Annotated in this window: 12 protein-coding genes and 1 other annotated feature; all 12 genes read left to right on the plus strand. The window is 36.8% G+C overall.

Annotated elements, in window-relative coordinates:
• The first annotated feature begins 127 nt into the window (after nt 1-127).
• The 12 genes from mnmA (at nt 128) to DW761_RS05195 (ending at nt 11,539) form a co-directional block, all read left to right on the plus strand.
• Nucleotides 128-1,282, plus strand: coding sequence for a tRNA 2-thiouridine(34) synthase MnmA (gene mnmA / locus DW761_RS05145; protein ID WP_117516617.1), 1,155 nt, complete (start codon nt 128-130; stop codon nt 1,280-1,282).
• A 50-nt stretch (nt 1,283-1,332) separates the two neighbouring features.
• Nucleotides 1,333-3,507, plus strand: a complete 2,175-nt coding sequence (locus DW761_RS05150) for an ATP-dependent RecD-like DNA helicase (RefSeq protein ID WP_233513028.1) — start codon at nt 1,333-1,335, stop codon at nt 3,505-3,507.
• Nucleotides 3,508-3,550: 43 nt separating this feature from the next.
• Nucleotides 3,551-3,727 (plus strand): hypothetical protein, encoded by a 177-nt coding sequence (locus DW761_RS21150; protein WP_178695204.1) that lies wholly within the window; start codon nt 3,551-3,553, stop codon nt 3,725-3,727.
• A 22-nt stretch (nt 3,728-3,749) separates the two neighbouring features.
• Nucleotides 3,750-4,865, plus strand: coding sequence for an AI-2E family transporter (locus tag DW761_RS05155; protein WP_117516619.1), 1,116 nt, complete (start codon nt 3,750-3,752; stop codon nt 4,863-4,865).
• 33 nt (nt 4,866-4,898) lie between these two features.
• Nucleotides 4,899-5,099: a binding site (T-box leader), on the plus strand.
• 36 nt (nt 5,100-5,135) lie between these two features.
• On the plus strand, nt 5,136-7,763 hold the full coding sequence (gene alaS, locus DW761_RS05160) for an alanine--tRNA ligase (RefSeq protein ID WP_117516620.1): 2,628 nt from the start codon (nt 5,136-5,138) through the stop codon (nt 7,761-7,763).
• A gap of 59 nt (nt 7,764-7,822) precedes the next feature.
• Entirely contained in the window at nt 7,823-8,080 is a 258-nt protein-coding gene (locus tag DW761_RS05165) for an IreB family regulatory phosphoprotein (protein ID WP_117454627.1), read from the plus strand.
• A complete protein-coding gene (gene ruvX, locus DW761_RS05170; RefSeq protein WP_117454626.1) occupies nt 8,080-8,493 on the plus strand; it encodes a Holliday junction resolvase RuvX in 414 nt (137 codons plus the stop codon). Before DW761_RS05165 ends, ruvX begins: the two co-directional genes overlap by 1 nt.
• Nucleotides 8,494-8,534: 41 nt before the next feature.
• Entirely contained in the window at nt 8,535-8,795 is a 261-nt protein-coding gene (locus DW761_RS05175; RefSeq protein WP_117454625.1) for a DUF1292 domain-containing protein, read from the plus strand.
• Entirely contained in the window at nt 8,773-9,843 is a 1,071-nt protein-coding gene (mltG, locus tag DW761_RS05180) for an endolytic transglycosylase MltG (RefSeq protein ID WP_117454624.1), read from the plus strand. The genes DW761_RS05175 and mltG overlap by 23 nt, the downstream gene beginning before the upstream one ends.
• Nucleotides 9,844-9,852: 9 nt before the next feature.
• Entirely contained in the window at nt 9,853-10,485 is a 633-nt protein-coding gene (gene udk / locus DW761_RS05185; protein ID WP_117454623.1) for a uridine kinase, read from the plus strand.
• A 29-nt stretch (nt 10,486-10,514) separates the two neighbouring features.
• Nucleotides 10,515-10,994 carry a transcription elongation factor GreA gene (gene greA, locus DW761_RS05190; RefSeq protein WP_117454622.1) on the plus strand — a complete coding sequence of 160 codons (480 nt, stop codon included), beginning with the start codon at nt 10,515-10,517 and terminating at the stop codon, nt 10,992-10,994.
• A gap of 80 nt (nt 10,995-11,074) precedes the next feature.
• On the plus strand, nt 11,075-11,539 hold the full coding sequence (locus DW761_RS05195; RefSeq protein ID WP_117516621.1) for a ComEA family DNA-binding protein: 465 nt from the start codon (nt 11,075-11,077) through the stop codon (nt 11,537-11,539).
• The last annotated feature ends 138 nt before the right edge of the window (nt 11,540-11,677 follow it).

Raw genomic sequence — 11,677 nt, forward strand, 5'->3', positions numbered from 1 at the left:
AGCACGTTGCCAGGTCTGTTTGCCTCACATTTGTGAGGCTTTTTTTTATTTTCTAAATATATGAAAGATATCAAATATATGGTTTCTTTTTTTTAAACAGTACGTTATAATAAAGCAGGTGATAAGTATGAAACAAAAGGTATTGTTAGGTTTATCTGGTGGAGTAGATTCCGCAGTAGCAGCATATATATTAAAAGAACAGGGATATGATGTTTCCTGTGCATTTATGCGTAATTGGGATTCTTATGCCAATAACGATATATTGGGAAATCCGACAATTCAGGATGATGTGTGTCCTCAGGAACAAGACTATGCAGATGCAAAAGCAGTTGCGGACGCATTAGAACTTCCATTATATCGCGTAGACTTTGTGAAAGAATATTGGGATCATGTATTTACATACTTTATTGATGAGTATAAAAAAGGTAGGACCCCAAATCCAGATATACTCTGTAATAAATATATAAAATTTGATGCATTTTTTAAGTATGCACAAAGTATGGGATTTGATACAGTCGCAACAGGACACTATGCACAGGTAGAACATGGTGATGAATACAGTCGTTTACTAAGAGGTGCTGATAACAATAAGGATCAGACATATTTTTTATGTCAGATGCCGAAAGAAGCATTGCGTCATACATTGTTTCCAATTGGAAACTTAGAAAAACATGAAGTCAGAGAGATTGCAGAAAAACTTGCATTGGAGAGTGTCGCAACCAAAAAGGATTCCACAGGTATTTGTTTTATTGGCGAACGTAATTTTCGTGAGTTTTTAAAAAACTATCTTCCTAGCCAGGATGGCGATATTGTGGATATTGAAACTATGGAAGTCTTAGGCAAACACATTGGTGTCATGTATTATACAATTGGACAACGTAAAGGACTTGGTATTGGTGGTACACGGGGACCTTGGTTTGTGGTTGGAAAAGATGTCAAGAAAAATATCTTGTTTGTGACAAATGGAAATGAAAGTGACTGGCTGTATACAGACAGCTGTATTGTGAGTGGTGTTAACTGGTTCCCAAGTGAAAAACCTGAAGGAGAATTGGCATGCACTGCAAAATTTAGATATCGACAAAAAGACAATGATGTTACCATTCGCTTTATTGATGAATCAACCGTTTTTGTGACCTATCCGCAAGGCGTATCCAGTGTTACTTGTGGACAGGAAGCTGTATTCTACCTGAATGAAGAATGTTTGGGCGGTGGTGTTATTGAGGATGTTTTCAAAGATAAGGAAAGCATGCAGTCTAAAATAGAAAATCGTGAAAATAAATAAGTACACTCTTCTTATAGAAGAGTGTTTCTATCATGAAAGGGGGTATTTGTTTGGAAGAATACCAAAAATTAGAAGCAAGGCATCTATATACGATATTTCGAAATGAAGAAAATGGTTATACGGTTGCGAAATTTGTGACCTATGATGCAAAGGAAGAAGAATTTACAGCAACAGGCATTTTTAAGGAGCTAGTTGAAGAGGAACGTTATTCTTTGCAGGGTGAATATAAGGAACACGTCCGTTATGGTATGCAATTTCAAGTAATCAGTTATGAAAAAATGATGCCAAATGATGAGAACAGTCTGATTCGTTATTTTTCCAGTGCCGCATTTCCTGGTATTGGGAAGAAAACCGCAAAACAGATTGTGGATCATCTTGGTGAAGATGCGTTATTGAAAATTAAAGATGATATTCATGTGCTGGATGACATTGAAGGTATGAATGAGAAAAAACGCAATGCCATTTATCAGGGAATCAGAGAGCATGGGGATCTGGATGATTCTATCGTGTTTTTTTCCAAATTTGGAATGAGCGTAAAAAATATTATGAAACTAGAAGCAGCTTATGGAAAAGAAGCGGTAGAGGTTGTGAAAGAGAATCCTTATCAAATGGTGGAAGATATTGATGGTATTGGATTTGCGACTGCTGATAAGGTCGCAATGGAGTTATCTTTTTCTATTGATCATCCTTACCGGATCAAGGCAGCAATTTTATCTTCTGTATTAGATATATGCATGTCGAATGGAGATACTTATGTAAGTGCATCTCAAATTTCCAGAGAATTGAAAAAGCGCTATGGCATGGAACAGATTGATTTAGAGCCATATCTTCAAGAATTGTTTGCGGATCGTTTATTAATGATGGAGGATGAACGTATTTATCATAATACCCAATATGATGCTGAAAAAGGCATTGCTGTATTTCTTGGAAATTTTCCATATGAAGAAATGGAGCAAGTAGATATCACGCATTTGCAGGATGATATCACAATACTTGAAAACAAGTTACATATTTCTTATGAAGAAAAACAGAAACAAGCGATATCAAGCTTCTTTAAAGAGCCTTTTTCTATCATTACAGGAGGACCCGGAACCGGTAAAACAACCATTGTGCAAGGAATTTTATCCTTGTATCAGCAGTATTATCCAGATCAAATCATATCATTATGCGCACCTACCGGCCGTGCCGCAAAACGTCTGGCGCAGTTAAGTGATGGAAGAGCTGTCACAATTCATTCATTATTAAAATGGGATTTAGAAAGCAATACATTTCTAGTAAATGAAACAGAACCGATTCAGGCGGATGTATTGATTATTGATGAATTTTCCATGGTTGATCAATGGCTGTTTTACAATTTATTATTGGCATGTCGGGATATAAAGAAAATATTACTTATCGGGGATGAGGATCAGTTAGCAAGTGTTGGACCTGGTTGTGTGTTAAAGGATTTGATTGAAAGCAATTGTTTTCCATTAACAAGATTAGAAAAAATATTTCGTCAACAGGAAGGCAGCGATGTAGTCGCTCTTGCGCATATGATCAAGGAAAATGAAACACCTGTTTTTGATCAGATGCAGGATATTGCATTTTTTCCTTGTCAGAATTTTGAAGTCCGTAATCTTGTAAATCAGGTAGTTAGCAATGCGCTAAGCAAAGGCTATGATACAAAGGATATTCAAGTGCTCGTTCCAATGTATCAGGGTGTAGCTGGTATTGATGCTTTAAATAATGCTTTACAACAAATGATGAATCCACCAGATGAGTTTAAACGTGAATTAAAGGTAGGTTATCGAATATTTCGAGAAGAAGATAAAATCTTACAGTTGAAAAATCAGCCGGATGATCAGGTAAGCAATGGAGATATTGGAATATTAAGAGAAATCATTTACGCAAGCGAGGATGTTCAAAATAAAAACAAGTTAATGGTAGAGTTTGATGATCATATCGTAGAATATAGCGGAGAAAATCTTTATAATATTTCACATGCCTATTGTATATCCATTCATAAAAGTCAGGGTAGTGAATATCCAATCGTGATTTTGCCGGTTGTAAAAGATTATCGCTATATGCTTCAGAAGCGATTGCTTTATACCGCTGTCACTCGTGCGAAAAAAAGCCTAGTTTTACTAGGCGATATGGAATTGTTTCAACATGCAATTCAGGTAGCGGACAGACACGTTAGAAAAAGTACACTGACGCAAAGAATCTTATCTGTTTTCGGATAGTTTGTAAATTACACTCCATAATAAGATTGTCAGGAGTGATAACATGAATAAATATATCGTAACTGCAGCTTTAAGTATGCTTGTTGGAATTTATATTGGCTACAATGAGGAAGATGAATTAGAAGAAATCTGTCATAAGTCAAAAAAAGCAAAGCGTAAAATGATGAAAAAGCTGCACCATGCAGGTGACACGATTTGCGAATGTATGGATATGGATTAACCCCATTCGGGGTTTTTCTTTTATGAAACATGCCTTTACTCAAATCCTGACATACGCAAAAAAATTAATACCTTTCTTTTTATCTGCACTTTTATTGGTTCTGTTATTGAAACAGTTAGCACTTTACCCATGGATGACATCTATCTTTCAAAGCATGATGCCTGTATTTGGCGGTGTTTTGATTGCTTTGTTTCTACAGCCCTTTATTGATAAATTAGAAAAATATGTTTCAGCCAAGATTGCTGTTTTTATTGTTTATACTTTTATCATTGTATCACTCATTTTATTTGTTATCTGTTTGATACCTTTGTTGTATCATCAGATGGTGGATTTTATGGAAGTTTTACCAAACTGGGTTGAAAAGGTAGAACAGTTTCTTGAAAAATATCATATCGTTTATGGGAATATGGAAGATTTTAAAAATAAATATGTGCAGGAAGGCTATGTGGTTGTGATTGACTCTTTAAAAACAACCATGAATACATTCACAGATTATGGAATTGCCTTTTTCACCGCTTTCTTTTTATCTTTAGATCTTGATTATTGGAAACGCAGTGCCAAAAAGCTTTTTACAGATTATCAGCGGTATTCTAATTTCTATCATACGATGAGCAATATCGTCTATCAGTATCTGGTAGGAACGCTATTAGATTTATTCTTCATCATGATCAGTGTCGGCATTACTTTATACTTTTTTGATTTTCCCAATGCTTTTTTATACGCAATCATTTTGGCATTTTTAAATTTATTTCCTTATGTTGGCGCTACGCTTGGTCTTATCTTGATCGCTATTGTGGCCGCTTTAAGCTATCCAGTATTTCCATGGCTTGCATTTGCCATCGTCTGGAGTATTCAACAGCTGGAAAGCAATATTATTCAACCTTTGATTTTTAATCATACCATGAATGTACGCCCGATTTTATCTTTTGTGTTCATCTTTATCGGAGAAGCTTTATTTGGGGTGATTGGCGTCATTTTATCTCCTATTTTTGCCAGTATTGCACAAATTGCCATACGAAGTTATCTGCATGCAAAAACCAGTGATCGGGTAGGAGAATGGGATGATATCTGGCAGGATTTTGATGAAGCCATGAAACAGGAAGAAAAGGAAGGGCGGATGGAAAGAAAATCCTTGTAAAAAAAGAATGGATTTGTTATAATTGAAACGCATAAAAACACGATGAACAAGAGGAGTACATAGGAAGAATACGGTAGAGAGAAAGCGGTTGGTGAAAGCTTTTGTATAGGACTTATGGAAGGCTGCTTGGGAGTGGATACGCGGATCTTCGGCGTTAATGAAGAAATTAAGGTGTACTCTTTTTGAGTGAACTAGGATGGTACCGCGGTAAGAAAACAATTTATCGTTCCTATGCATGGAACGATTTTTTTATTGTAAGGAGGAATTTTTATGAAACAGTTGACAGGTAGTCAGATTAGAGCGTTATTTCTGGAATATTTCAAATCAAAAGGCCATATGATTGAGCCAGGCGCATCCCTTGTTCCACATGATGATCCAACGCTTTTATGGATCAATGCAGGGGTAGCAGCATTAAAGAAATATTTTGATGGCTCTGTAAAACCAGAAAGTCCAAGAATTGCCAATGCACAGAAATCTATTCGTACCAATGATATTGAAAATGTAGGAAAGACCGCACGTCATCATACATTCTTTGAAATGCTGGGAAATTTTTCTATTGGTGATTACTTCAAAGAAGAAGCAATTCCTTTCGCATGGGAGTTTCTAACAAGCCCTGAATGGATTGGCTTTGATAAAGAGCGATTATATGTATCTGTTTACACAGATGATGACGATGCATATCGTATCTGGACACAGGTATGTGGTGTGGATCCATCTCATATCTTAAAAACAGATGATAACTTCTGGGAAATCGGAGAAGGGCCTGGAGGACCAGACAGTGAAATCTTCTATGATCGTGGACCAGCGTATGATCCTGAAGGATTGGGAGAACGTCTGTTCTTTGAAGAATTGGAAAATGATCGTTATATTGAAGTATGGAATGTTGTATTCTCACAATTTGATTGTAAACCAGAATTACCACGCAGCGAATATAAAGAACTGCCACAGAAAAACATCGATACAGGTATGGGATTAGAACGTTTGGTTGCACTTGTTCAAGGTGGAGAAACAAACTTTGACACAGATCTATTCCTGCCAATTATTTATGAAACAGAAAAATATACACAGTGTCGTTATGCAGATGCAGAACATAAGATGGCATTTCGTGTTATCGCAGACCACATCCGTACAGTCACATTTGCATTAGCTGATGGCGCATTATTTGCTAATGAAGGTCGTGGCTATGTTTTACGCCGTGTGCTGCGCCGTGCTGTTCGTTTTGGCAAAAAGTTAAAAATCGAAGGCGCATTTATGTATCGACTGGTACCAGTGGTTTATGAAATCATGAAAGATTACTATCCATATCTGGAAGAAAAATTAGATTATATCGCAAAACTGGTAAAAGCTGAAGAAGAACGTTTCCATGCGACACTGGCTGATGGTGAAAAACTGTTAAAAGATGTTATGGAAGCACATGCACAAGATAAACTGATCGATGGTGTAACAGCATTTAAATTATATGATACATATGGTTTCCCATTAGAATTAACCAAAGAAATCGCAGAAGAAAGCGGCTATACAATTGATGAAGCAGGCTTTGATGCTGAAATGGAAAAACAAAGAGAACGTGCACGTAATGCGCGTGAAGATGCACAATCTATGTCTTCACAATCTAAAGATTTGATGGATTTCACTTTAGAAAGCAGCTTTATTGGTTATGATCAAAGAGTGGTAGAAGCAAAAGTTATCGGCTTATTCAAAGATGGTGTCAAAGTCGATGAGATCAATGATGAGGGCGATGTTGTATTTGATACAACGGTTTTCTATGCTGAAAGTGGTGGACAGATCGGTGATAGTGGAGAAATTGAAAACGATAATTGTAAAGCAATGGTAGAAACCACAATCAAGGCGCCTCACAAACAGCACCTGCATAAAGTAAAAATCGCATTTGGAAGCATGCATGTCAATGATACTTTTACCTTGCGTGTAGATAATCAAAAACGTGATATCATTACCAATAACCACTCATGTACACATTTACTACAGAGTGCATTAAAACAAGTAATTGGCAACCACATCCAGCAGGCAGGAAGTTTTGTCAGCGATGAATATCTGCGTTTTGACTTCACACATTTTGAAAAAGTGAACGATGCACAATTAAAAGAAATCGAACATATTGTCAATCAATTTATCGCAGGTCACTACGCCGTAAGCAAGGTGGAAATGCCAATCGAAGAAGCGAAGAAATCAGGCGCTACAGCCTTATTTGATGAAAAATATGGAGATGTGGTACGCGTTGTTACCATGGGTGATGTATCTAAAGAATTCTGTGGTGGATGCCATGTCAATAATACGCAGGAAATTGGTGTATGCAAGATCATCAGCGAAGAAAGTATCGGCTCAGGAATACGTCGTATTACCGCAAAAACAGGATATGGTGCATATGAAGAATTCGCAAAAGAAAATGATACCCTACATGCAATTGCTTCTGATTTAAAAATGAAAGGCATTGCCAATGTTGAAACAAAAGTTGTACAGGTGTTAGATGAAAATGCTCAGCTGAAAAAAGAACTTGCTGCTTTACAGGCAAAAATGTTCTCTTTACAGGCAAATGATATGATCCATCATTGTAAAGAAATAAACGGCCGAAATGTATTGGTAGAACGTGTAGATGGTGTTGATGCCAAAGCGATGAAAGATATCGTATCTTCTATCAAGTCACAAAAAGAAAATGTGGTCGTATTCCTTGGCAGTGTACAAAATGATAAAGTTGTATTTGTTGCCGGCGCAGATGAAAAAGCAGTTGCAGGCGGTATCAAATGTGGTGATTTAGTACGTAGTGCTGCGATTATCTGTGATGGTAAAGGCGGAGGAAGAAACGACATGGCACAATCTGGTGGCAAGGATACTTCTAAAATTGATGATGCAATGCGTGAAATTGTAAATATCCTGTCATAAGGGTTTCATTTTGCGTTAAAATAAGCTAAAATAAGGGTATGAACAAAGGAGGTAATACGATGAAAGATGTTACGGAAACGATGTCTTTTAAATCAGATGATTTAAAAAGGGACAATATCAAGCATGTATTACGCTTAGTAAAAGATGCATTGGATGAAAGAGGATATAATTCAGTAAATCAGCTTGCCGGTTATCTGATCAGCAATGATCCTGCATATATCAGCTCACATAACAATGCACGTACGGTTATTCAAAGTGTGGAACGATATGAAATCATTGAAGAACTGGTGAGAGCATATCTGGAAGATGATAAATAATGCGTACATTAGGATTGGATCTAGGAAGTAAAACACTGGGAGTCAGTGTCAGTGATGCACTTGGCATGATTGCGCGCCCGGTAGAAACCCTTCGCTTTGAAAGTGATGATTATGATTCTGCTTTTGAGCAGGTAAAAAAATACATCAAAGAATTTCAGATTACAACCGCTGTTCTTGGTCTTCCCAAACACATGAACGGGGATGTTGGCATTCGCGGTGAAATCAGCTATGCTTTTAAAGAAAAACTGGAAACACTAGGTATAGAAGTCGTGCTTTGGGATGAACGTTTAACCACCGTTGCGGCAGAAAAAATATTGATTGCAGGCAATGTATCTCGTAAGAAACGAAAAAAAGTCATTGATCAGATGGCGGCTGTACAGATTTTACAAAGCTATTTAGATAGTAAATATTAGGGGCTCTTGATAAGCCCCTAAGAATTTTAGGAGGAAAGAAAATGTTAGACACAAGCAGTTTATATGTAACAGACGAAAACGGAAATGAAAAACGTATGGAGATTCTGTTTACATTTGATGATGAAGAAAAGGGAAACAAATACGTTGTATTTGAAGACCCAGACAATGAAGATGGAGAAGTATTTGCTTCCCGCTATGATGATGAAGGAAACTTATTGCCAATCGAAACTGATGAAGAATGGGCAATGGTGGAAGAAGTCATAGGAGCATTCGCAGAAGATGAAGAAGCAGCTGAAGAATAAAAAAATAGCGATTATCGCAGTGATTGCTGCCATTGTTGTTGCACTTGGCTTGGGAGGTTTTTTGTTTTATACACAAAATCTGAAGTCTGTAACCACAACCAGTGAAAAGGTTCCTTTTGAAATCAAAAATGGAGAAGGCATGTCTGTGATTGCCGCAAATCTGAAAGAAAAAGATTTGATTCGCAATACGACGATCACAAAGCTATATGCAAAACTAAATGGTTTGCAGGATGTAAAAGCAGGTAATTTTATGCTTGATAAAAGCTGGAGTACCAAAGAAATCCTGACAGTATTAAACGATGCCAACAAAGCCAAAGGCGATGAAGTGATGATTACTTTTAGAGAAGGCATGTGGGCAAAGGATATGGCAGTAGAGATTGAAAAAAAACTGGGATTAAAAGCAGAAGATCTGATTGCTTTATGGAATGATGATGCGTATATCAAAGAATTAATGAAAACCTACACATTCTTAAAGGACGATGTATTAAATGATCAGGTCAGGGTAAAACTGGAAGGGTATCTGTTTCCACAGACCTATACATTCGCAAAAGATGCGGATGGTAAAAAAGTCACAGAAACATTCCTGAATCATTTCCAGAGTATTTATGATAAATATAAAGATGATATCAAGCAAAGCGGTAAAAGTCTTCACGATATTATCACAATGGCAAGTATTGTGCAGTATGAAGCAAGCAAGCCAGAAGATATGAAGATGATTGCCGGGGTATTCTATAATCGTCTGAATCAGAATATGACGTTAGGTTCCAGTGTAACGGTATGTTATGCAATGTATGATAAACTAACCAGTCCGGATGATTGTGAAGTCAATACCAACATTGATTCTCCTTATAATACATATATCCATGAAGGCTTGCCAATTGGTCCAATTGAAAATCCAGGGGAAGATGCAATTGTTGCTACATTACATCCAACTAAGAGTGATTATTTGTACTTTGTGGCAGATATTCATGGAGATGGCAAAGTGTATTATTCTAAAACATTAGAAGAACAGGAAGCAAATATTGATAAATACAATCTTCGTAAATAAGAGGCAGGTATGAAAAAAACAATGGTGATTGGAATTGCAGGAGGCAGTGCCTCTGGGAAAACAAGCATTTCCAGGCAATTAAAAGAAATCTTTGAGGATAGTGCATCGGTATCCATTATTCGTCAGGATGATTACTATAAGGATCAAAGTGATAAAACGATGGAAGAACGAATAAAGACAAATTACGATCATCCTTTTGCTTTTGATAATGCCTTGCTGGCTCAACATATACAAGCGCTTTTACATGGAGAAATGATAGAAAAACCAACATATGATTTTGTGGAACATAATCGAAGTGCTCTTACAGAAACGATTTATCCATGTGATGTCATCGTTTTAGAAGGTCTGTTTATCTTAGAAGATGAAGCACTTCGTGAGTTGTGTGATATTAAAGTGTTTGTTGATACAGATGCGGATGTCCGTTTGATCAGGCGATTAAAACGTGATGTTAAAAAACGAGGAAGAACCCTTGATTCTGTGATAGAACAATACAGTACTACGGTTCGTGTGATGCATGAACGCTTTGTGGAACCAAGCAAACGCTATGCAGATATCATTATTCCCGAAGGTGGCCATAACTTGGTCGCAATCGATCTTCTGATCACAAAAATTAGTAGTATAATTAAGAAAAACATGGTATAATACCATGCGATAGGAGTGAAATAACAATTATGGCTGAGGAAAAATTTTTAGTAACGCAAGAAGGTTATGATGAATTAGTCAAAGAACAGGATAATCTGATTCATGTTGTACGTGATGAAGTTATTCGTGAATTACAGGAAGCACGTGCACAGGGTGACTTGAGTGAAAATGCTGACTATGATGCAGCCCGTGATCACCAGGCTCGTGTAGAAGCAAGAATTCGTGAATTGGAATCTATGATTGCCAAAGCTGAAATCATCAGTGAAGACAAATCATCTGTCGCAAACAAAACCGTAACCTTAGGTTCTACCGTGACAATCCTTGATATGGATACAAATGAAGAAGAAACATATACCATTGTAGGTTCTATCGAATCAGATCCATTAAATGGAAAATTGAGTAATATCACACCACTTGCTTCTGCATTGATGGATAATAAAGCCGGTGACATCGTTACCATTGAGAACGTTGAAGAACCATATGATGTAAAAATTATTGCTTTAAAATAAAAAATCCGAAAAAATCGGATTTTTTTTAGGATTTTCACCTCCCTTTTACGTATATATATACATAGGAGGTGTTTTTTTTTATGAAGAAAATGATGGTCGTTTTGTTTTTTGTATTATTACTTTGTTCCAGATATCAATTTGTGGATATGTCACAATATGAATCTAAAACAAAAAGTATTGAAGTCAAGGGTGCAATCCAAGCACCAGGTGTGTATGAGGTAGATGTCCATGCAAGTGTAGAAGATATTTTAAAAAAAGCGCAAGGCTGTTTAGATAATGCAGATACCTCGTCTTTAAACTTAAGCTTGGATCTTCCTGATGAAAGCGTCTTAGTGATTCCAGAGATAAAAGAAACAGCACTTATTTCCATTAATTCCGCAAGTGAAGAGGAATTAGACAGTTTACCGGGCGTTGGACCTGCGATAGCCAAACGTATTGTTGCTTATCGAATGGAAAAACCTTTTCAAAGTTTAGAAGAAATTAAAGAAGTAAAGGGTATCGGAGATGCCATGTATGCGAAAATACAGAATATGATCTGCCTATGAAACAAAGCTGGTTGTTTTTATCATTGCTGATCTGGGGGATGATCATATCCCAATCCCTGTTAGCTTCTATATTTTTAACGTTTGTTGCGTGTGTGTTTCATTTTCGCCATTTTCAAAAGGGACATATATTGTTTCTTA

This window comes from Absiella sp. AM29-15 (assembly GCF_003434225.1).
Classification (GTDB): Bacteria; Bacillota_I; Bacilli_A; order Erysipelotrichales; family Erysipelotrichaceae; genus Hoskinsella; species Hoskinsella hominis.

Coding starts and splice junctions, on each gene's coding strand:
- DW761_RS05165 (WP_117454627.1), top strand. CDS start 7,823: ATGAAAGATGTTACGGAAACGATGTCTTTTAAATCAGATGATTTAAAA.
- alaS (WP_117516620.1), top strand. CDS start 5,136: ATGAAACAGTTGACAGGTAGTCAGATTAGAGCGTTATTTCTGGAATAT.
- DW761_RS21150 (WP_178695204.1), top strand. CDS start 3,551: ATGAATAAATATATCGTAACTGCAGCTTTAAGTATGCTTGTTGGAATT.
- DW761_RS05175 (WP_117454625.1), top strand. CDS start 8,535: ATGTTAGACACAAGCAGTTTATATGTAACAGACGAAAACGGAAATGAA.
- greA (WP_117454622.1), top strand. CDS start 10,515: ATGGCTGAGGAAAAATTTTTAGTAACGCAAGAAGGTTATGATGAATTA.
- DW761_RS05195 (WP_117516621.1), top strand. CDS start 11,075: ATGAAGAAAATGATGGTCGTTTTGTTTTTTGTATTATTACTTTGTTCC.
- ruvX (WP_117454626.1), top strand. CDS start 8,080: ATGCGTACATTAGGATTGGATCTAGGAAGTAAAACACTGGGAGTCAGT.
- mnmA (WP_117516617.1), top strand. CDS start 128: ATGAAACAAAAGGTATTGTTAGGTTTATCTGGTGGAGTAGATTCCGCA.
- DW761_RS05155 (WP_117516619.1), top strand. CDS start 3,750: ATGAAACATGCCTTTACTCAAATCCTGACATACGCAAAAAAATTAATA.
- udk (WP_117454623.1), top strand. CDS start 9,853: ATGAAAAAAACAATGGTGATTGGAATTGCAGGAGGCAGTGCCTCTGGG.
- mltG (WP_117454624.1), top strand. CDS start 8,773: ATGAAGAAGCAGCTGAAGAATAAAAAAATAGCGATTATCGCAGTGATT.